This is a genomic window from Gemmatimonadota bacterium, assembly GCA_022560615.1.
Taxonomy (GTDB): Bacteria; Gemmatimonadota; Gemmatimonadetes; order Longimicrobiales; family Gaopeijiaceae; genus UBA1138.
In genome coordinates, this window is record JADFSR010000004.1 from 53,687 (window position 1) to 74,996 (window position 21,310).

Annotated in this window: 18 protein-coding genes; 5 read left to right on the forward strand and 13 right to left on the reverse strand. The window is 65.1% G+C overall.

Going from position 1 to position 21,310, the window contains the following annotated elements:
- Positions 1–35 precede the first annotated feature (35 nt).
- Genes IIB36_03915 through IIB36_03925 form a run of 3 tightly spaced genes read left to right on the forward strand, consistent with a single transcriptional unit; the run spans position 36 to position 2,771 of the window.
- Positions 36–485 carry a hypothetical protein gene (locus IIB36_03915; protein ID MCH7530893.1) on the forward strand — a complete coding sequence of 150 codons (450 nt, stop codon included), beginning with the start codon at positions 36–38 and terminating at the stop codon, positions 483–485.
- A complete protein-coding gene (locus IIB36_03920) occupies positions 482–2,410 on the forward strand; it encodes a pyrroloquinoline quinone-dependent dehydrogenase (protein ID MCH7530894.1) in 1,929 nt (642 codons plus the stop codon). Before IIB36_03915 ends, IIB36_03920 begins: the two co-directional genes overlap by 4 nt.
- Positions 2,411–2,444: 34 nt before the next feature.
- Positions 2,445–2,771 carry a cupin domain-containing protein gene (locus tag IIB36_03925; protein ID MCH7530895.1) on the forward strand — a complete coding sequence of 109 codons (327 nt, stop codon included), beginning with the start codon at positions 2,445–2,447 and terminating at the stop codon, positions 2,769–2,771.
- Between the two features lie 39 nt (positions 2,772–2,810).
- Here IIB36_03925 and IIB36_03930 read toward each other — a convergent pair whose 3' ends face one another.
- A complete protein-coding gene (locus tag IIB36_03930; GenBank protein ID MCH7530896.1) occupies positions 2,811–3,935 on the reverse strand; it encodes a hypothetical protein in 1,125 nt (374 codons plus the stop codon).
- Between the two features lie 92 nt (positions 3,936–4,027).
- The gene (locus IIB36_03935; protein ID MCH7530897.1) at positions 4,028–6,178 is read right to left on the reverse strand and encodes a carboxypeptidase regulatory-like domain-containing protein; all 2,151 of its coding nucleotides are present in this window, start codon (positions 6,176–6,178) and stop codon (positions 4,028–4,030) included.
- 139 nt (positions 6,179–6,317) lie between these two features.
- Between IIB36_03935 and IIB36_03940 the strand changes: the two genes are divergently transcribed.
- The gene (locus tag IIB36_03940; GenBank protein MCH7530898.1) at positions 6,318–8,543 is read left to right on the forward strand and encodes an SMP-30/gluconolactonase/LRE family protein; all 2,226 of its coding nucleotides are present in this window, start codon (positions 6,318–6,320) and stop codon (positions 8,541–8,543) included.
- 40 nt (positions 8,544–8,583) lie between these two features.
- Here the strand turns inward: IIB36_03940 and IIB36_03945 are convergent, their stop codons facing one another.
- From IIB36_03945 to IIB36_03985, 9 genes are all read right to left on the reverse strand, one after another.
- Entirely contained in the window at positions 8,584–10,242 is a 1,659-nt protein-coding gene (locus tag IIB36_03945) for a GMC family oxidoreductase (GenBank protein ID MCH7530899.1), read from the reverse strand.
- Positions 10,239–10,847: a gluconate 2-dehydrogenase subunit 3 family protein gene (locus IIB36_03950; GenBank protein ID MCH7530900.1), complete on the reverse strand. Its 609-nt coding sequence runs from the start codon at positions 10,845–10,847 to the stop codon at positions 10,239–10,241. The genes IIB36_03945 and IIB36_03950 overlap by 4 nt, the downstream gene beginning before the upstream one ends.
- A 1,186-nt stretch (positions 10,848–12,033) precedes the next feature.
- Positions 12,034–13,449, reverse strand: a complete 1,416-nt coding sequence (gene merA / locus IIB36_03955; GenBank protein MCH7530901.1) for a mercury(II) reductase — start codon at positions 13,447–13,449, stop codon at positions 12,034–12,036.
- The gene (locus IIB36_03960) at positions 13,449–13,643 is read right to left on the reverse strand and encodes a hypothetical protein (protein MCH7530902.1); all 195 of its coding nucleotides are present in this window, start codon (positions 13,641–13,643) and stop codon (positions 13,449–13,451) included. Before IIB36_03960 ends, merA begins: the two co-directional genes overlap by 1 nt.
- Before the next feature lie 60 nt (positions 13,644–13,703).
- Entirely contained in the window at positions 13,704–13,889 is a 186-nt protein-coding gene (locus IIB36_03965) for a hypothetical protein (GenBank protein ID MCH7530903.1), read from the reverse strand.
- Between the two features lie 18 nt (positions 13,890–13,907).
- Complete coding sequence (locus IIB36_03970) at positions 13,908–14,252, reverse strand: mercury transporter MerT (GenBank protein MCH7530904.1); 345 nt, start codon at positions 14,250–14,252, stop codon at positions 13,908–13,910.
- A gap of 92 nt (positions 14,253–14,344) precedes the next feature.
- Complete coding sequence (locus IIB36_03975; GenBank protein ID MCH7530905.1) at positions 14,345–14,785, reverse strand: MerR family DNA-binding protein; 441 nt, start codon at positions 14,783–14,785, stop codon at positions 14,345–14,347.
- A 3-nt stretch (positions 14,786–14,788) separates the two neighbouring features.
- Complete coding sequence (locus IIB36_03980) at positions 14,789–15,184, reverse strand: heavy-metal-associated domain-containing protein (protein MCH7530906.1); 396 nt, start codon at positions 15,182–15,184, stop codon at positions 14,789–14,791.
- A 133-nt stretch (positions 15,185–15,317) separates the two neighbouring features.
- The gene (locus tag IIB36_03985; GenBank protein MCH7530907.1) at positions 15,318–16,187 is read right to left on the reverse strand and encodes a hypothetical protein; all 870 of its coding nucleotides are present in this window, start codon (positions 16,185–16,187) and stop codon (positions 15,318–15,320) included.
- Between the two features lie 327 nt (positions 16,188–16,514).
- Here IIB36_03985 and IIB36_03990 point away from each other — a divergent pair, with 327 nt between their 5' ends.
- Positions 16,515–17,057 carry a hypothetical protein gene (locus IIB36_03990; protein MCH7530908.1) on the forward strand — a complete coding sequence of 181 codons (543 nt, stop codon included), beginning with the start codon at positions 16,515–16,517 and terminating at the stop codon, positions 17,055–17,057.
- A gap of 93 nt (positions 17,058–17,150) precedes the next feature.
- On the opposite strand, the gene IIB36_03995 is transcribed toward IIB36_03990, so the two are convergent.
- Positions 17,151–18,581, reverse strand: a complete 1,431-nt coding sequence (locus IIB36_03995) for a hypothetical protein (GenBank protein MCH7530909.1) — start codon at positions 18,579–18,581, stop codon at positions 17,151–17,153.
- 125 nt (positions 18,582–18,706) lie between these two features.
- Entirely contained in the window at positions 18,707–21,307 is a 2,601-nt protein-coding gene (locus IIB36_04000) for a DPP IV N-terminal domain-containing protein (GenBank protein ID MCH7530910.1), read from the reverse strand.
- Between the last annotated feature and the right edge of the window lie 3 nt (positions 21,308–21,310).

Sequence of the window (21,310 nt, forward strand, 5' to 3'; positions counted from 1 at the left end):
CCTGCGGCACTTCAAAGGGGCGGACGACGTTGTTCTTGTCCGTGGCGGTTTGCCTCGTCGGTGCTGCCGGTCCACAAGCACTCGCGGCCCAGGCAGTGCCTGAGGAGCTGGATTCGGTTCCCGTCGCGCGGCGCATCGGGACGATGAGCGACCTCATGGTACAGATCATCTACCCGGCCTCGGACGCGATCTTCTACATCACCACGCGGACCCCGACCACCTCCGCCGAATGGACGGAACTCGAGGGTACGTCGCTGATGCTGGCTGAGTCCGCCAACCTGCTGATGATGCCGAGCCGGGCAAAAGGCCGCGAGCAGTGGATGAAGGACGCCAAGCTCTTGCTCGACGTCGGCGAAGCGGCGTTTTGGGCGGCGAAAGAAAAGGACGTGGAGGCGCTCACCGAGCTGAACGATCAGCTCTACCAGTCCTGCGTCCAGTGCCACCGGAACTATCGACCGGACTACGGGAGGCGACGCCGATCATGAGACTGTTCCTCACGCTCTGTCTCGCCGCCCTTCCCGCGACTCTTGGTGCACAGCAGGGCGCACCCGACGGCGAGTGGCCCGTCTATGGCGGCGATGCAGGGAGCACGAAGTTCTCGGCGCTGGATCAGATCCATGAGCGCAACGTCGATCAGGTGAGCGTCCTATGGCAGTGGCGCTCGCCGGACAACGCTTTGGCTGGGGAGAACCCAGCTCCCAGCTCTGCCGCCTTCGGGGCGGACTCGGGTCTCAGCCCTGCCGCCTTCAAGGCAACGCCGATCATGGTGGACGGCGTGCTCTACATCCGGACCTCGCTCAGCCTCGTGGCCGCGATAGACGCGGCTTCCGGCGAGCAACTCTGGGTGTTCGACCCGAAGAGCTATGAGGCGGGTCGCCCCACCAATCTCGGGTTCAACTCGCGTGGCGTAGCGCATTGGGCCGGTGGTGGGGAGAGCCGGATCTTCCTCGCCACCGGCGATGCGCGTCTGTGGGCGCTGGACGCCGCCACAGGAGAGCCCGTCGCAGACTTTGGCAGTGAGGGGAGCATCGATCTCACCGCGGGGCTTCGGCGCGAGGTGTCCGGACGTAGCTATCAGGTCATGTCCCCGCCGCTGGTCGTCGGTGACGTGGTCGTGATCGGGTCCTCGATCTCGGATGGTCCGCGCTACATGACCGCGCCGCCGGGTGACGTCCGTGCCTTCGACGTACGCACGGGAGAGCGGCGGTGGATCTTCCACACGGTGCCGCAGGCGGGGGAGCCAGGTAACGACACCTGGGAGAACGACTCCTGGCAATACACCGGGAATACGAACGTCTGGACCATCATGAGTGCCGACGAAGAGCTGGGGTACGTCTACCTGCCGATCGGCACGCCGACCAACGACTGGTACGGTGGCCACCGCCTCGGGGACAACCTGTTCGCCGAAAGCCTGGTGGCCGTCGAGGCGGCGACGGGCCGCCGCGTGTGGCATTACCAGTTCGTGCACCACGGGGTGTGGGACTATGACATCCCGGCGGCGCCGACGCTGATCGACATCACCGTGGACGGCCGGCGCATCAAGGCCGTGGCGCAGGTGACCAAGCAGGGCTTCGTATACGTGTTCGATCGGGTCACGGGCGAGCCCGTTTGGCCGATCGAGGAGCGTCCGGTCCCTCCGTCGACCGTTCCGGGAGAGCGGCTGTCCCCGACACAACCGTTCCCGACGCGACCCGCCCCGTTCGAGCGACAGGGGATTACGGTCGATGATCTCATAGACTTCACACCCGAACTCCGCGCCGAGGCGGAGGCTCTTCTCGAGAACTCCGACCATGGTGGGCTGTTCCATCCGCCGTCACAAAAGGGAACGCTGAACCTGCCCGGTTGGGGGGGGGGCGCGAACTGGCAGGGCGCGGCGGTCGATCCGTCGAACGGCATGTTGTACGTGCCGTCGCGAACGAGCCCGATCACGGTTCGGCTGGTGGAGGCAGATTCCGCGCGGTCGGACTTCCGGTACATGAGAGGGCGGGGCGGTTCCCCTCTCGGCCCGCAGCGGTTGCCGCTGGTCAAGCCGCCGTACGCGCGGCTGACCGCCATCGACCTCAATACGGGGGATCATGTTTGGCAGATCCCTCTCGGCGACGGAATCCGTGCCCGCGTAATCGACATGGGAATACCGGATCCCGGGCCTTTGGGCGGAGGTGCGTTCACAGGTCCGCTCTTGACCGAGACGCTGCTGTTCATCGGTCATGGCGGTGCCCGCGACGGGGCGGCCGGTGGCCCGGCTCTGCTGGTGCTGGACAAGGCGACGGGCGAGACCCTTCACACGATCGAGCTGCCGTCAACGCCGACAGGGACCCCCATGACCTATATGGCGGCGGGCCGTCAGTATATCGTGGTGGCCTTCGGCAGGAGCGACGAGACAGGTCTCATCGCGTTGGCGCTCAGGTAGACCCGCGAAAACCAGTCCCCAAGGCCCTGTCACGATGACGCACCCTGAAGCGATTCGACCGGAATCGAAAGCCGTCTTCGACTCCGAGAAGATGGGCAAGAGCACGATCTTCAGGTCGGAGCGCGTGCTCGTCGGGCTGAACGCCTTCGAGCCCGGCCAGGAACATCGGCTCCACGCCCACAAGGGCATGGACAAGATCTATCACGTGCTCGAAGGCCGGGGACTCTTCCTGCTCGAGGACCGCGAGGTCGAGATGGAGGCCGGCGTGATGCTCGTCGCCCCCGACGGCGTCCCGCACGGCATCCGCAACACGAGCGACGATCGCTTGATCGTGCTCGCTATTCTGACACCGGCGCCCTGAGCCGGAGCCTCGTCATCCGAGTCGGGCGGAGGCGTCGCTTCAGTCGCGAGTCGGCCAGACCACACCCTGGTCGCGGGGAGCGGTGCCCAGGCCCATGAACACGAACTTCTGCAGCCGTTTGCCCTCGTAGGTCTCCGTCGTGTAGAGGTTGCCTTGCGAGTCCGTCGCGATGCTGTGCACGCCGTAGAACTGGCCCGGCTGACGTCCACCGTCACCGAAAGTCGTGAGCACTTCCAACGACGCGCGGTCGAGGACGTGAATCTTCTTGTTGGAGCCATCAGCCAGGTAGAGGAATCGCTGCTCGGGATCGCGTGAGAAGGCGATGTCCCAAGTCGAGCCAGAGCCCAGTGTCTCCGGCGCGACGAAGGCCTCGGTGACATAGGTGCCGTCTCGCTGGAAGACCTGGATGCGGTCGCCCGCTCGGTCGCACACGTAGACAAACCCGTCGTGCGAGATCTGAGCGCAGTGCACCGGGCTGCGGAACTGCTGGGCTGGGGGTGCATCCGGGCTGTACGGCGGGAGCGGCGAGTCGTCCGGCGTATTGCCGTACGCGCCCCAGTATCGTTTGAACTCTCCGGTGGAAGCGTCGAGCACGGCGATTCTGCGATTGCCGTACCCGTCCGCGACGTACGCCTCGTTTTCTTCGGCGTCGATCGTGACTTCCGCAACCCTCCAGAAGTGCTCAGTGTCGTTGCTTCCAGCCCTCATTCCCGGCCGGCCGAACTGCATGAGAAACGTTCCGTCCCGCGTGAACTTCAGGATGTGCGAGTCGTTCGCGCCGTTCCCACCGATCCAGACGTTGTCCATGGCGTCGACCGTGATGCCGTGGTTGGACTGGGGCCAATCGTAGCCCTCACCCGGTCCTCCCCACGAGCCTACGAGATTCCCCTCTAGATCGAACTCCAGGATGTTCGGCGCGGGAACACAGCATTCGGTGGTAGGCGGATCGAGGGTCGCGCCGAGCTCGTTGTTCACGTTGAAGGTGGTCTGTCGGTGGATGATCCAGATGTGGTCGCGAGAGTCCACCGACACGCCGATCGTGGAGCCGAGGATCCAGTGGTTGGGCAGTGGCTTGGGCCACAGCGGATCGACCTCGAAGAGAGGGACCTCGACGCCCCCCAACTGAGCTTCCTCAGCGCGCTCATCCAAGCACGCCGAGGCCACTGCCAGCACCAAGATGAGCGTCAACCCTGCTGCACCGATGAGTACTTCGCGTCGTCGGATCATCGTTCTCCCTCCGTGAGACCTCTAACTAACTACCGCGCGAGCGGGTCGGGCCTCAGCTGAAACTTCACGACCTTGCTCGAAGTGCCCTTGCCGGTCTCGAGATGGAAAGGCGCCCGGGTGCTGTACGTCGCCCATAGGCCCTTTCCTTTCCAACCAGCGTTCGGATCGTCAATGCGGCCATCCATCCACTTGGTGTAGAACCCGAGCGGGTAAGGCACGCGCAGCACGACCCACTCCCCGTCCCGCAGCGCGAGCAGTCCTTCGGATCCATTGCCGGTGTTGATCGGCACGCCCTCGCCCAGCCCGAGCGTGTTGAACTGGTCCACCCACGTGTAGTAGCTGGACTCTGCGCTGCCGGAGTCGGTCAGACCCTTCAACTGTGGCAACGGCTCCGGATAGAGCGTCCAACCCTCAGGACAGTGCTGTCCCGTCGCGGTCGGTCCGTTGAGAGGCCCCGCGCACTTGCTGCGATCGAAGCTCGCCATGTGCCCGCTCGCCAGCGCGGTCCACATCACGCCGTCGCGGTCGATGTCCCCGCCGCGCGGCGAGTAGCCCTGTTCGGGAACGTCTGGGTTGCCCCACGGCGGCTCGTAGAATTCCGTGAGACCCGTTGCTGGATCGAACCGGATGACCCCTCCGGGGAAGCCCAACGACGTGCCCCAGATCGAGCCGTCGGTCGGATTGAAGGCGACGGCGTAGTAGCCCGAGGTGATCCGCTTGTCCTTGGTAGGATCGACCGGCTCACCCGGCTCGACCCACTCGTCCAGTGCACCGTTCCCGTTGGTGTCGAGGATGAGCGGAGACCAGCCCTGTGACGCTTCTTCGTCTCCGGTCTCGTCGTACATCCTGGTGTTCAGCCAACCGATGACCTGGCCGCCACCGCTCGTCCACAGAGTGTGGTCGTCGTCTTCCGCGAAGATCAGATGATGCGTGCTGAAGCACGTGCTGATGAGCTTGAACTCCTCGGTCGCCGGATCGAACATGGCGAGGTTGCGGCCGGTTCGAGTGGTCGGGAAGCGCTGCGCGGACGGATGGTCGGAGCCCTCCCGGCAGAACGGCGGATTCGCAGCCGGCCGAATCCTGGAGGTGAGCCAGACCCGCGCCCGGTGATCGAGCATCGGGTTGTGGACGTTGGCCCGGCTGTCCCAGATCGCCTCGTCCCCCCAATACGGCGACGGCATCAACGGAGGCCCCGACGCCACGGGCGTGTTCGGATCGCGCACCGGGACCGGCACCTGGCTCGCCGCGTGGCGCACGGGGTCCAGAACGGGAATGTAGTCCGCGCTGGCCTCGAGCGCGCCGTAGATCGGCCCGTTGGCATTGACCGTGGGGTCTCGCTTGTCGGTGGAGGCCTCGTCATGGAGGTACGCCTGCGGATCGGCCCAGTCCCACTGGGAAATGACGACGTTGCGCTCTACGCCTGACGGCCGGGGCGGCGCGGGCGGCACTTCGCCCGCGACGATGCGATCGGTCCAGTCACCGAACATCTCCAGCGCCGCCCTCAGGCCCATCCTGTTGAGACCCCCTACCATGCTACCGCCCGCTTGCCCGGATTGGATGCGCCGATCCCACGCGGCCACGGTCGAGGGGAAGTCCCCGAGCTCGGGCGGAATCTCCCGAGTCGCCTTGTTGCCCATTTGATGACACGCCATACAGCCACCCGACTTGAGGCTCCTGAGCCACTCGGCCTGGCTCTCCACGCTGGGAGAGATGCCGTTCCCGTCAGGTCCCGTGCCCGGGAACTGATCCTTGTCCGGTACGCTGATCAGGGAGAACCAATAGCCGGCCGGGTAGTACTGCGCCGCCGCGTGCGGATCGGGTGCCACCACCGCCGTGAGGTCTTGCATGCTGCCGGGCGTGACCTCGAGCTTCGGCGAATCGACGAGTCCGTAGCCGCGCACCCACACGTCGTAGGTCGCGCTCGGCAGATCGGGGAGCACGTAGCGGCCCTCGTCGTCCGTTACGACGATCTTGTTGAAGGGCGTGGGCAAGTCGGTGGTCTCGGCGATGACCCACACGCCGGCCTCCGGCCCGTCGGGGCTGGTGACGACCCCGCCGATGTCGTCGTCATCGATCAGGATTTCCCTGCCGGCCTGCTCGCAAGCGCTCACTCCGACCAGTGACACCGTCGCGATGAAGGTGATGCCAAAGATGCTCCGCGACTTGATTCTTCTCCTCATGACTCTCCCTCCTGCGGCGTGCCGTTGCTGGAAGAGACGTGTCTCGAGGAGTGCGCACCAGGGTATCCGTTGCAGGCTAGCGTCGAGTGGGTGAGCGTTTCACTTTTACGCCGCCACCCTCTTCGCCAAGGACACCACCATGGGACAAGCCACGCGTGCACGTCATCGGGTTCTCGTCATGGCGGCGTTCGCGTTGGCGTGTTCGATGTCGCAGCAAGCCTACGCTCAATCTCTCGTTGCTCCGGGTGCTCAGGTCGAGAAGCTGCACGGGGACTTCCAGTTCACCGAAGGCCCCACGGCGGACGCCCTCGGAAACATCTACTTCACGGATATCCCGGCGAACCGGATCTATCGTTGGTCTCTGGATGGGACGCTCTCCGTCGTGCGCGAGAGCACGGGCGGAGCCAACGGCCTGATCTTCGACCGTGACGGCAATCTCATGGCGGCCGAGGGAAGCGCGCAGCGCCTGACCACCATGGATTCTGAGGGCAACGTTTCGGTGATCGTGGAGCGCTTCGAGGGAAAAAGGCTGAACAGTCCCAATGACATGTGGATCGACGCCAGGGGCGGGTTCTACTTCACGGATCCCCGGTACCAGTTCGGTGAATACCCTGTGGAGCAGGATGGTGAACACGTCTACTACGTGTCGCCGGACCGGAGCTCGATCACTCGCGTCGTGAGCGACATGGGCAAACCGAACGGTGTCATCGGTTCTCTGGACGGCACCAAGCTGTACGTCGCCGACACGTCCGGCGAGACCTACGTACTCGACGTTCGCGCCGACGCTACGCTAGGTCCGAAGCAGCTGTTCGCGCCCCAGGCCTCGGACGGCATGACCATGGACGAGCGGGGCAATCTCTACCTGACGTGGCGCGCGGGCGTGACGGTCTACAGCCCCGACGGCGAGCAGCTCGAGATCATTCAGGTTCCCGAAATGCCCGCCAACGTGGGATTCGGCGGCGAGGACGGCAGAACTCTCTTCATCACTGCGCGGACAGGGCTCTATTCCGTGCGTATGAGCGTAAGGGGCGCCGGTCTCAGGGCAGGAGAGTCTCCCGCGGCGACCGTCACCGGGCCGGTTCCGGTCAACGTCACGCCTGGCGACCCATCGCACGACTTCATCTTCTCGATGTCGGGCATGGACCTCGCCGGGCACGGATACATCGAGGAGGAATTCTTCATCGAGGGCACCGCCAACAGATACACGCCGTCCGAGATGGAGACGGCGGATGTGGTGGACGGGGGACACCCGTACAAGACGCGCTTCATCGTCCGGCGCCCGGCCGATCCCGCAGACTTCAACGGCACTGTGGTGATCGAGTGGGTCAACGTCACGGCGGGACGTGACCTGGACATCGACTGGCTGCAAGTCGGGCAGCACTTCATGCGCAGCGGCTATGCGTGGATCGGCCTCTCCGCGCAGCGGGTCGGAGTCGACCAGATGAGGGAGTGGAGCCCCACCCGCTACGGTACCCTCGATGTGACCGCCGGGGGAACGATCGAGAACGACGCTCTTTCCTACGACATCCTGACGGCGATGGGCAGGGTGGTCCGCCAGCCGGGCGAGGTCGACCCTCTAGGAGGTCTCGAGGTCGAACGCCTGTTCGCGACCGGGCATTCGCAGTCGGCCGGGCGGCTCGCCGTGTATCTCAACAACGTACACCCCAGGGATCCGGTCTTCGACGCGGTCGTCGTGCACGGTGGGGGTGGACGAATCCGGGACGACCAGGATGTAAAGATCTGGAAGCTGATGGCGGAGACCGACATGGTGAGGCGCGTGGGCAGTCGGCAGCCGGACACCGACACGTTCCGCCAGTGGGAGGTCGCCGGCTCGTCCCACGTCGACGTCTTCTACGGACAGGAACGCGTCAAGGCCATCGCAGTCAGCGAGGGGAGGGATCCGGCCCAGGCCCAGCTGCGCGATCTTGTGTGCGATCGACCCGTCTACAGCCGGGTTCCGTTCCGGCACGTGATGCATGCGGCGTTCGATCAACTGGTGCGCTGGGTGGACGACGGCACGGCGCCCCCGACCGCGCCCTCCATCGAGGCCGCTCCAACGGGCTCGGAGACGGTCTTCGCGCGAGACGCGCATGGCAACGCGCTCGGCGGCATCCGCCTCGCGGCGCATGCGGTGCCGACGGCGACCAATACCGGCATCAACACGGGGTCGGGCTTCTGTCGCCTCTACGGCTCCAACGAACCGTTCAGCGCGGCCACGCTCGCGACGCTTTATCCGACGCATGCGGAGTACGTCACCGCGGTGAGGGCTGCCGTGGCGGCCAACCTCGAGCGTGGCTACATCTTGGACTACGACGCAAAGGCCACGATCCGAGAGGCGGAGGCGGCGGACATCGGACGGCGCTGATCGAGGGAACCCGGCCCGCTGTACTTCATACCACGGGCTGCTAGATTTCGCCCGCCCGCGCGGCCTCCGTCATGTAGTCAGCCGCGCGGAACGCCAGCGCTTGGATCGTCATCGTGGGTTGGCCCCGGCCCGACGTTACCATGCTGCTCCCGTCGCATATGAAGAGGTTCGCCACGTCGTGAGCCCGGTGGTAGCGGTCGACCACTGACGACCGGGGGTCGTTACCCATTCGGCAGGTCCCCAAGAGGTGAGCGGTCCCCGCCGAGGGAGCGAGTGGGAGGGGCGTGACTTGCTCGGCGCCTGCCGCCTCCATGATCTCCCCCATTCTCTCCTGCAGGAAACCGGCGAACGCCAGATCGTCCGCGTGGTCCGCGTACGTCATGCGGATGCCCGGACGACCCCAAGCGTCGACCAGGTCCGGGTCCGGCTCGATCATATTCGTCTCCTGGGGCAGCGAGGTGCCGTGCCCTACGATGGCCATCGTGTAGTTGTAGTAGCGTAGCTGCTTCTTGAACTCCGGCCCCCAGGACGGCATCCCCGGCATCGGGTTGTCGAACATGGCCCAGAAGAGCGGACCGATGGTGGCGCGCCCGTCGATGCCCCCGCCGCCGTAGAACCCGCGCTTGGGGTCCGACTCGTAGAAGTCCATGACGACCCGGGTCGCGACGACGCTCTTGTACTCGTTGAGGGGCTCAGGGAATCGGGCCCAAGTTATCGGGTTGTAGTTGAACATCAGGTTCTTTCCCACCAGCCCGCTGGAGTTTGCCAGTCCGTGAGGGTGCTGGCTCGACTCGGAGAGAAAGAGCAGTCGCGGCGTTTCCGCACCATTGGCGCACAGCACGACCGCCTTGGCGGGCTGGGCCTGCTCGACGCCGTCCGGATCCAGATAGATCACCCGGGTGACGCGGCCGGCCGCGTTGGTCTCGACGCGTGTCACAACGCTGCGGTCTCGGATCTCGCAGCGACCGGTCCGTTCGGCGACCGGGATCATCGACGCAAGCGTCGACGACTTGGCTCCCACCTCGCAGGCTTGGCCCCAACAAAAGCCACAATGGACGCACGCGGCGCGCCCGTTGTAGGGCTGGGACAAAATCGCCAGGGGTGCGGGCTTCGACGTGTAGCCCATGCGCTCGGCCCCGTCACGGAGCAGCACGCCGGAGGACTTGATGGGCATGGGCGGGACTGGGTAGCCACGCGACCTCCGCGGGTCTCCCGGGCCCGGCTCGCCGGACACGCCTACTTCCCAGTCCACCTTCGTGTAGTACGGCTCGAGTTCGTCGTACGTGAGCGGCCAGTCGGCGAAGGTCGTGCCCGAGATCGGCCCGAGTAGGCTGCGCTCGTGGAAGTCGACGGGTCGGAGGCGCCAATAGTTGGCGGCGAAGTGGAGCGTGCTCCCACCCACGGCCTTCGCGTAGAAGAGGCTCGGCATGAAAGACGCCGGCACCGCGTCTTGGTCCGCGCTGGCTCGGAACGAGTGGGGATGGTCCTCCAGCTTTCCGTCTAAGCCCTCGCCAAAAAAAGTGTCCACTTCGTCGTGACCGAACTGGAAGGGGCGGAGGTAGGGACCCTGCTCCATCACCACGACGGAGAAGCCGTTTGTGGACAACTCCTTCGCGATAACGCCTCCGGCCGCGCCCGACCCGATGATGACGAAGTCGACCTCTTCGCTCGTCGGGTAGCGCACCATCTCCTGGATCATTGGTCCGCCCCCCCCGCCGGCGGCTCACCGTGCTCGTCTCGATCATAAAAGCCGAACGGTGGTTGGAAGACGGCCTCGTTCCCGCGCCCGATGAGCTGCCACCCGACCCTGTCCACGTTCCCAGCGTACTCCGGTTCCGCCATCAGACTCATGATCACGAGGATGCGCGCGAAGGAAAAGAAAATCGGGTCCTCCTGCTCGACGGCCGTGATGATCTCGTCCTGCTGGTCCTCGGAAAGGTCCGCGAACGCCCCGATTCCCCCGAATGTGTCGGCGACCCGCCTATTCATGCTCGAGAGCCCGTCTCGCACGATGGGAAGCAGCTCGTCCAGAAAGGTCTGCAACGCGCGGTCGGCGAAGTGGACCGCACCCGCCTCGCGCGCGCCGGGCGTATCGTCCGTCGGCACGATGCGTGCCGCGAACGCGTCGAAGTCCGCGCCCTCGCGCTCGCTCAAGGTCGTGAAGGGAAGACCGGAGCGCATAGCGTCCGACGCGCACGCCTGCGTCACCGCGATGAGCGGCGCGAAGCGAAGGAGCCATGCACCACCCATCGCGGAGCCGGAGGTGGTGAGGAACTCTCTGCGGGTGCGTTCGTCGTGATCCATAGAAAATCGGACTCGAGTGTCGGACTGGAGCCAGGGTAGAGTGGGCTCTTGCGGTGAGCAAGGACAGGACGGGTGGGGCTCCTCACGCTTGCGCATGGTCACCGCCAGCCACTACCCTCGGCGTGGGTTGATGTGTGCTCGGGCGTCCGGTGCTTCCGCGAGCTCGGTCCTGGTTTGAGGCAGTGCGGGCGGTGTCACATCCGGGGGGATTCTATGATTGGCCTGCCACCAGCCAGATGGACCGAAGGTCGGCGGAATCACGGCGCCGATGTCGCTGATGACCTATGAGGAGGCACGCCGGTGGGCGCCCCGAATCAAGCGGGCGATCGAAACCGGATATATGCCCCCATGGGGAGCACACGAGCAGCACCAGGGCACGTTCAAGGACGAGCGCTATCTCTCGGCAGATGAGAAGCAAACGCTCATTGCTTGGGTCGACGCCCGTGCACCCGCTGGGGACCCGGCGGACGCTCCCGTGCATTCGGGCGCGGAAGTCCTAGGAGAGGGAAGAGTAGGGGGCACGACCCTGCCGCCCTCGGGCTGGTGGATCGGTGATCCAGATCTGATCGTTGAGTTCCCGGAGCCCCTTCACGTGCCCGACAGCGTCGTCGACTGGCAGCCGACGGTCTATCTGCCCGTTCCGGAAGGCCAGCACACGGAGGCGAAGTGGATCTCCAAGGCCGAGCTACGCCCCGGTGGTCCTTGGGTGCACCACATCGTATCCAGTCATCTGGGTGTCGGTGTCCCGGGCCGAGGGCCGTTTACCTATCCCGAGGGCTGGGGCGTTCTTCTGCCCGAGGATCCGTTCATCACCCTCAACATGCACTATCACAAGACCGCCGGGCCGGGAACGGGCGTAGAGGATCTTACCCAAGGGGCTTTTGTCTTTTACGAGGCGGGCGACGTGATCGACTACGTGGTCGACACCGAGGAGGACACCTACCTGCTCTCGATGGGGCCGCACATGCATTTTCGCGGCAAAGCCGTGAAGTACGAACTTGAGTATCCGGACGGGAAGTGGGAGACCCTACTATGGGTCCCGCACTATGACTTCAACTGGCAGTTCCTGTACGAGTACGAGGAACCACTCTTCGTCCCGGCGGGGTCGAAGCTCCACATGACTTGGTGGTTCGACAACTCGGCGGACAACCCGGCGGTAGCTTCCGTTCGCTTGCTTCGCGCCGGCTCAGACCGCGCAGCACGAAAGCGTCGCGACATCCTTCTCGAAGGTCAGCGCCGCGAGCTTGATCCCTTCCGACAAGGTCAGATAGGGGTGAAGCGTCGAGGTCAGGTCGTCGATCGTGAGGCCGAATCTCACCGCCAGCGTGGGTTCCATGATCATCTCACCGGCTTCCGCGGCCACGATGTGCGCACCCACGATGCGCCGCGTCGCGGCGTCGGCCACGAGCTTCACGAAGCCGCGCGTATCACGGGCGGCTAGGGCCCTCGGCACCTGTTCCAGGGGGAGCTTCGAGACGAGCGGTTCCATCCCGGACTCTCGGGCCTCTTGCTCGGTGAGGCCGACCGAAGCGACCGCTGGACTCGTGAACGTCACCCTCGGAAGCACAGAGAGGTCGAGCTTCTTCGTTCCGCCCAAGGCGTTCTCCGCGGCCAGGCTCGCCGCGCGGGCGGCCACGTACACGTGCATCGGCCCGCCCGTGACGTCGCCCCCTGCGAAAACCCGTGGGTTGCTGGTCCGTAGCTCCGCGTCGACCACGATCTCGAGCGAAGGCCCGAGCTCCACGCCCGCGGTCTCGAGGCCTATGGCGTCCGTGTTGGGCCTGCGTCCGGCGGCCACCAGGATCTGGTCCGCCTCGAGCGATGTGGCTTCCGCATCTCCGGCACGGTAGTGGATCAGGCGTCCCGAGGCAGTCCTTTCGACGGACTCTAGCGTCACGTGGGTGGCCACTCCGATGCCCTCGTCGCGCAGGTGGCGCGTCAGCTCTGCGCTGACGTCCGGGTCCTCCGTCGACAAAACGCGCGAGCGAGCCAGGATCGTCACTCGTACGCCGAGGCGCGCGTACGCCTGCGCCAGCTCGACTCCGACCGACCCGGCGCCCAAGACGGCAAGCGAGCCGGGCAGCTCACCCAGGTCGAGCAGTGCGGTGCTGTCCAAATATCCCGCCCCGGCCAACCCCGGGACGTCGGGTGCCCACGGAGAGGAGCCGGTCGCGACGACAACGCGCTCGCCGGGCACCGGCGTGCCGTGCGACAGACGGACCCGGCCCTCCTCGTCCAGAACCCCTCGGCCTTCGATGAGTGTGATCTCCGGGTAGCCGCGCAGGACGTTCTCGTACTTCGCGGTTCGGAGCGCGGTCACCAGGTCGTCCTTTCCGGCCCGAATTCGCGCCCAGTCGACTGGCTCCTCAGATCGCGCCACACCGTCGAAGCCGTGATGGCTCTGCACGTGCCGTGCCTCGGCCGCGCGGATCACCGTCTTGGACGGGATGCAGCCGACGTTCACACACGTACCGCCGATCGTTCCTTCGTTCACCATCGCCACGCGGGCACCGAGCTCAACCGCGCGAATGGCCGCTGCGAAGCCGGCCGAGCCACCGCCGAGCACGGCCAGGTCGTAGCTTCCCTGCGTGTCGGAGCTCATCAACTCGTTCCGCCGTTTCCACTCCCGCTCGGGTGCTCGTCGGCCTCTTCGTGCGACGTCGCATTCGAGTCCGCGTCGGCTCGAACCGTCCCACTGAAGTCCGTCATTCGATCGAGCTCGGCGAGAAACTCCTCCGGGGACGTCATCGTCGTGTCGAAGGTGACGAACCCCTCCGCACGGTCGTAAGAGAACACCGCTTCACGGACTCCCTCTACTCGTTCCACGGCCACCCGGGCCGCTGAGGCACAACCGTCTCAGGTCATGCCGGTGACGTCGAGCGCCACCGTGCGGTAGAGGCCCGTTGCCGCGGCCATTTCCGCGGGCATCTCTCCGTGGCCCAAAGCCTCGTGGTCCGTCGCCACGTCGCCGTGGCTGGGGATCTGCATCACGATCCCGACGCCGATCACGACGCCGACGGCTGTCCATTCCTTCCAACTCATGCTCGGCTTCTCCTGGGTCTAAAAAACGAGTGTCTGCCAACGCGGAAACGTGGCCAAGACCACTGCCGCACCGGTCGCGATCCAAAGCACCACTTTCATGCGGCGGCGTACGTCGGGGTCTGCGCACGGCTTGCCCGGGACGCAGGCGCTCTTCTCCTCTCGGTCGAGAAGCACGAAGCCCAGCACCAGGCACAGAGCGGTCGCGCCCAGGAAGTAGGGGCGTAACGGCTCGAAGGCGGAGAGCCCAGCGCCCGAAACGCCGACGGTCACCGCGAGCACGGGCCCGGCACAGCAAAGCGCGGAGCCGGCTGCCGCGACGACCCCGCTTACTCCGGGCAACGCTGCCTTCATTGAATCCTTCAACTCGTCCTCCGGCACGTCTTCGTATCAGCCGGGACCGACTCGCCCGATCCGGCTCCACACCATCAACCTACACCCGGTACCCTAGTACAGGGTCAAGGGGAGGTTCGTTGCTCGGCGGACGCTTGGCGCTCTTCGAGCTCCTCGAGGATCGGGCAGTCGCTCGTGGGCTCGCGCGACTGGCATGCATCGACCAGGCGCTCCAGGGCCTTCTTCATGCGGCGCAGCTCAGTCAGCTTGTCGGCGACACTCGCGAGTTTCTCACGGGCCCGGGCTTCCACGGTGCCGCACGCGGCGACTTCGTCGACGCGAAGCGCCAGTAGGTCCGCGATCTCGTCGAGAGTGAAGCCCAACCCCTGGGCTCGGCGGATGAACCGCAGCCGTCCTACCGACTCGAGCGGATAGTCCCGATACCCGGACGTGGTGCGCGGTGGCTCTGGAAGAAGACCCTTCCGCTCGTAAAAGCGCACGGTCTCGCGACCGACACCCGCGGCTTCGGCGAGCGCTCCTGTGGTAAGACCAGATTCAGCCGGCATGCCTCACGACTGACCGCCAACCACCGCAGTCACTTCGATCCGCTCCGGCGTCAGGTCGTCCTCATCGATCGCGACCTCTCCTTCGAGGATCACCGTGCCGCCCGCGCTATTGGACAGCCGCCGGTGGACCTCACCGTCAGCCGTGACGGCGTAGGTAACTCCCGATCCAGGCACGATCGCCACCAGCGCTCCGGCCTGGATCTCGATGCGCGCCGAGAGCGTGAGCTTCGCTTCTCTCGGTGTGAAGCCCTGATGGCGGATCGTGCGACGCAGCTCTGCGATCGTCACCGTGTTCCCCGGTGCGAACCGGACACGAACCCGACCGTCGTTGAGACTCACTTCCGCGTTGTCGACGCCGTCCAGCTTCTCCACGGCCACGCGCACGGCGTGGGCGCACACGCTTCAGTCCATTCCGTAGATCGTCTGATCGACAGATCGAAGCTGAGCCTCGGCCGAGCCTATCGTCACCGCGGCGGCGACCAGCGCCAGGAGGGTAGATCTGAGCATGAGGCTGTCCTCTGAGGATTCAGGATCAGAACCAGAAGCTGGCGTTCACCGCCAAGCGGACTCCGTCGTCGCGTTGGTTTCCGTTCAACGACTGATAGAGCGGGAAAGCGGGGCCTCCCGCAAGCCCCCATGAGCCGTAGAGGCCCAGCAGCGTGAGTGCCACATAGAGCTGACGGCCTCCGCTATCGGAACGTCGAATGCCACCCACGGAGTCGCGGCCGACGCGCTCCCCGACGACTTCCACGAACATGCGCCAGTCCGGGTGGGGATAGTCGGCTCGGAACGACGGCGGTCGGTAGCCGACTACCAGGCTCCCCATGGTCACGTCTCCCGCCCGGTGCTGGTCGCTTCCGGCGGATAAGGAGCGCCGATACGCACCGCCGAGCCAGACGTAGACCGCTCGGGACGCGTATCCGGTCACGACCGAGCCGAAGAGCCCGGGCGCCGTCTCGAGGCCGTCGCGACGTGCGTCGGTGGGAACGTCCACCGCGAACCAAAGTGTCGTTTCCTGTCGGGTCCCCACGCCTGTACCGCGCCGCTGAACCCGCCAGCCAACCATAATTTCAGCGTCCTGCGAAGCCGGCATCCGGATGAAGGCCCGCACCGCGGGGGCGTCGTCGTCGCGTGCCACGGGCAGGGGCAGCGACGCCGAGAGCTGAAGGTCTTCGGTGACCCCATAGCTGAGCATTGGGCGGAGCATGGCGGTCTGACCACCGTCGAAGAAGCGCCCCATTCCAGCGACGTCGAGGCTCCAGCCACCGCGTCCGAGCGTTGGAGTCGAGAGCCCGTATACGGGCCCGTGCCCTTGGGCCGTTAGAGGGGCCGCCACAGGGGCCGCTACAGGGAGAATGCTGACGGCCAGGCCGAAGCCGATCCCGACGACTGCCCTCGTCACGACCGGACGCCTGCTCGTGCGTCAGTCAACCTGCTTCTGCTCCAGCATGGAATCAAGGTAAGGGTTGGAGTGGGCTCCAATGTCAAGGACCGATCCGGATTCTGGAGAAGGACGGCGAATGACTACCGCGGAAATCAAGGCGAGGCCAGTGGGCGGCACTCCGGCGCGGAGCCGTGAGCGAGGCCGGGCCGGCCGGTGACTGACCACGGGTTCGAACTTCAGCCTTGACGGTTCTCTCGTGCCACCCAACTGTGGAGACCCCCGGGGTAGCCGGTGTACTCTTTGCCGGTGTCAGGTGTGGATCAACTGGACGAGTGGAGGAACACAATGAAGAGCTTCATCCTTGCCGTCGTCTGTCTGCTCACGGTCTCGGTGACCGCGCACGCGCAGAGCGCGATCGAAACGGCGTTGGCGGCGGCGCCCGCGAGGGCAAGGGAAGGCGCCACAGTCATCAAGTGGAATGCCGATTACACGTACGAGACCCTCAAGGAGGGGACGAACCAGCTGGTCTGCTACGACCGGTCCGATGAGCGTGACCGGCAGCCCTTTGCCGTGCAGTGCACGAGCAAGGCGAACCTCGACAGAGTTGCGCAAAACCGGCGCTTCCGGGTGGAGACGGCCAACGGCGCTGAAGAGCGCGCGATGATCACTGCCGCGGAGGCGGACGGCACACGCGCGTCGGTCGAGTACGGCTCGATGTGGTTGGCCATGTCTGGCGCGGATCAGGCGAGTGCCGGGATGCATACCACCATTGCCGTGCCAGGCGCGACCGCGGAATCCACTGGCTTTCCGGTCACCCGCGAGGCAGGTGGCGCCTACCTCATGGCGGCAGGCACGGGCGGCGCCCATATCATGGTACCGGGTCGTTAGCCCGAGGACCCGAGCAGGGGCCCCGCGGCGGATTTCGACGCCGCGGGGCCTTTCTGTGTGCCAGGGATGGCGTGTGTGCCGGCTCTCTGCTCCTCAATCCCGCCGGGCCGAGATCAGCGGTCCCGCAGCCTCGAAGTTCTGTTCGAGGCATGTCGCTAGGTCTCGCGCCGCAAGTCCGTAGCTGCCGTGGGCGTTGGTCCGCACCGGCACTGGCGCTACCCTGGCGCTCCCGCTGCCGATCGTCCCCCTGGAAGGGGCCGACACGCCCGCGGCCGCTCCGCCCCACAGCGTCGTCACTGATTGCCCTTCAGTAGGCAGTGCGTCCCCCAAAACCTCGATAGGCCGCCGTCTGTCGTTTCCGGGCCGGGCCGGGTACGCGTTGGCCAGCTTGAAGGCCATGATCTCGGCCTCTGCTACTTCGTCGGGGCTCTCATGGTAGAAGCGCCCGTGCGTCAGAATGGTCAGATGCGGCGGAACGGCCATGGGCGCGGTTCCTGTCAGCCCCACGCACCGCGCTGCTACCTTCGCCAGGATCTTGTCCAACAGTTCAACGGAGAGTCGCTTCGTCATGAAGATGCTACCGAACGCCCCTCGCAGCTCTCCCTGGAATTCGCTCTCGATGGCGGTCTCGATGGGAATGACGGAGGACCCGTCCGGCTGCTGCCATTGCTGCCGCTCGAGCGAAATCAAGAAATACCCCGGATCGATCTCGTACACGCCCTCCGCGTTTAAGCGCACGCCACCGGTGCGCCCAATCTTATCGATCACCACTTCCAGATTGGGAACGAACTTGCGGAGATTCCGTGCGAGCTGGCTCACCACGTGCTCGCGCTCGCCGAGGTCAGCCAACGGAAAGCCCTTGAAGCTGATCTCGGGGATGAACAGCTTGAACTGGTCGCGTATCTCGGGCATGAAGGGCCTCAGGTAGGTACCGGAGACGTCCGTCACCATGCCGTCCTTGACCGAGAACTGAAAGGCATGGGTCACGCCCAGACCATCCTCTCCCACCGGGTCCAAGTTCTGGAGGTAATTCGTGAACAGGCTCGGGTCGAACCCCTCAGGAATCTGGTCCTTGCGTAGGACCTTGAACCGGAGCGGCCCGACGAATTCTTCGTCTTGAGAGAAGTCGATGAGCGGCGTGAAGCTCACGACATTCGTCACCGCCGTGACACCGCTGGAGATCACGCCTGCGAGAAGGATCTTCGAGTACTGGTCGTGGATTGGAATCCGCTCGAAGTACCCGTCCTCGCCCACCCGCCTGCCGTCGATGAAATGGACGACGTCGTCCTTGACCCCGTAAACGTAGATGCTTCCCGGCGCGGGGTTCCCGTGGATGTCCTGCAGCTGCTCCGTCGCTAGGTACGAAACGGCTCCCTGGTAGTCGGAAGCGTCCGCCGGCTCGGCTCCCCCCTCCACGATCGGAGCGAGCGGGCCCGAGTCCCCATCCCCCTCGGGCGAACAGCCGAAAACCGCGCCCGCCGCGAGCACCTTGAGTGCGGCCCTGCGTGACATCCGGTCTTCCATGTCGAGCCCTCGTCTTCGGTTTTCTGGGCGTAAGGCGGTCTTCACCGCAGGCGCCCTAGTCCAAATCCTAGCCCGAGCACGTCGTTGCGCAAGGATTTCGACAACCGTCGTGCGTCCCCGTGCCGCTACCGCGTTTTCGGACTGTCCACCTGAAGCGGGATGATGTCCGCGTCCCACTCGTCGTCCCCCAGGAGATGCTTCACGAAGTACTCGGCCCTGAGCCAGTACCAGTAGTCGCCCATGTCGCCGTAGCCGTGCCGCTGGCCGGGGAATACGAAGAAGTCGAAGCGCTTGTTCGCCTTTATCAACGCCTCGGCCATCCGGAACGTGCCCGCGTGGTGCACGTTGTTGTCGATGTCACCGGTCGTGAGCAGCAGGTGCCCCTTCAGGTTCGCGGCGAGGTCCGAGTTCTTCTCGATGTCGTACTCGAAGGTGACTTCGCCCTCGTCGTCGACGACTTCCTTCACGCCGTGGTGGGTCTCGGACCAGTTGCGGTTGTACACGTCGTTGTTGTGGTTGCCGGACGACGACACGGCGACCTTGAAGAAGTCGGGGTAGACGAGCATCGCCGCGGTGGACATGAAGCCGCCGCCCGAGTGCCCGTAGATGCCGACGCGGTCCAGGTCGATGAAGTCGTGGCGGTCCGCGAGCTGCTCGAGCACGGCCTTCTTGTCATCGAGGCCGTAGTCGCGAAGGTCGCCATACCCATAGTTGTGATACCACTTCGAGCGATCCGGATTGCCTCCCCGGTTACCGAGCGTGACGACGATCATGCCGAACTGCGACAGCGCCTGCTCGGACGCGTTCGTGCTGAAGAACTTCGAGACCGACTCGGTCTGCGGACCGGGATACACGTACGCGACGATGGGGTACTTCTTGTTCGGGTCGAAGTCGTACGGCTTGTACATCACCCCGTACATGTCGGTGACGCCATCCGCCGACTCCGCCTTGAACGGCTCCGGGAACTGGTATCCAGCCTCCGTGAGCGCGCTGAAGTCCGCTTCTTCCAGGTCGAGAACCTTCTGTCCTTGCGCGTTGTAAAGCGCAGAAGCCGGGGTCGTGTTCACGCGCGAGTAGTTATCCACGAAGAAGCGGCGCGACTCGCCGCTGCTGAAGCGGTGCTCGAAATCCCCAGGGTTGAGCAGCGTGACGCCGGAGCCGTCGAGGTTCACTCGGTACAGGTGCTGATAGTATGGATCCTCGCCGTCTTCCCGACCCTGGCCGGTCACGAACAGGTAGCCGCGTGCCTCGTCCACCCCGACCATTCCGTCGACGTGCCAGGGGCCCTCGGTCAGACGCCGGACGAGCGTCCCGTCCGAGCCGTACCGATAGACGTGCGCCCAGCCATCCCGCTCGGACCACCAGAGTAGGTCGCCGTCGTCGAGTTGGATCGGTGTGCGCGTCTCCATATAGGTGTTGAGTCGATCCTCGATCACGGTGCGGACCTCACCCGTGGACGTATTGGCGATCATCACGTCGGTACGCTTGCGGTCTCGAGAGATCCGCGTGAACCAGAGTTCGTCCGAGTTGTCGGAGAGCCACAGGGACCGGCGTGGCTCGTCCGAGTCCGTGTAGACGAACTGCTGATCGTTGATGATCGACATGAGCTGATCCTTCCACGGATCGTCGTCCACCTTCACCATCACGCGCGCAGCTAGATCGTAGACGAGGATCTCGCTCAGTGTGACGTCCTCCTCTCCGGGCATGTCGTACTTGTACGTCTCGAGCTCGGGCCGCTCGTTGCCCGTGACGTGCACCACCCAGAGGTCGCCCACCTCGCGCCGGTCCCGGCGGACGAGCGCGAACCGCTGCGAGTCCTTGGACCACGAGATGCCGGCGCGCTTCCGGTCCTCCATGTTTTCTTCGCGCGAGACATTGGTTTCGCCGCGACCGCTCGAGTTCGCCGCGTAGCTGTAATACTGCTCACCGTCCGTAGTGAGCTGGACCTCCTCGACCTCGATGTCTTCCTCGGCATCGTCGGCATCGTCGCCGCTCTTGCCGCGGCGGGCGTCGAGGATGCGCTCATAGTCCTCACCGGTCATCATCCAGAGGTTGTGGAGCTTCGCGAAGACAACGGTCTGGCCGTCGGGGGAGACGCTCGCCCAGGAGGGGTGATCGTTCGGGGACTCGTACTCCTCGAGCTGGCGCAGGGTCTGGGTCGACACCGTGTACTCGAAGTGATGGACCTTCTTCTTCGTCTGCGGACCGCGGGAGCTGTCCTCCTCCTGATCTTCCTCGTCCTCTTCGTCCTCTTCGTCTTCCTCTCCGTCTTCGACCTCCTCGTCCTGGGACGACTCGACATCGAATTGGAAGGTGTCGTCGTTGATGAAGCGGATGCTGGTGATCGGCAGGTGCTGCCCATCCCACGGATCGAGTGTGATGCGGGTCAGTTCGGCGGCGATGCGATCGTTGTCGAAGAGTTGACTCTTCGTGCCGCGGACCGGATCGACGATGTAGTAGAAGGTCCCGTCGGCGTTTTCCCACTCGTACCAGAACTTCTCGCTGCCCTCGATCCAGCGAGGTGAGACGGTCGTACTGTGAACCAGATCGCGGATCTTGTACGGGGCGAACCGGGCTGCGAGATCGAAGTTCGCCGATCCGGGGCCACCGACGTACATCGATCCGCCTTCCTGGGCCGATGCGGGTAGCGCGGGCACCAGGATGAGTGCGAGGGCGAACGGAACCAGCTTCAGGTGCGCCCGGGCGGTGCGCAGCGTTGCGTGCATGTA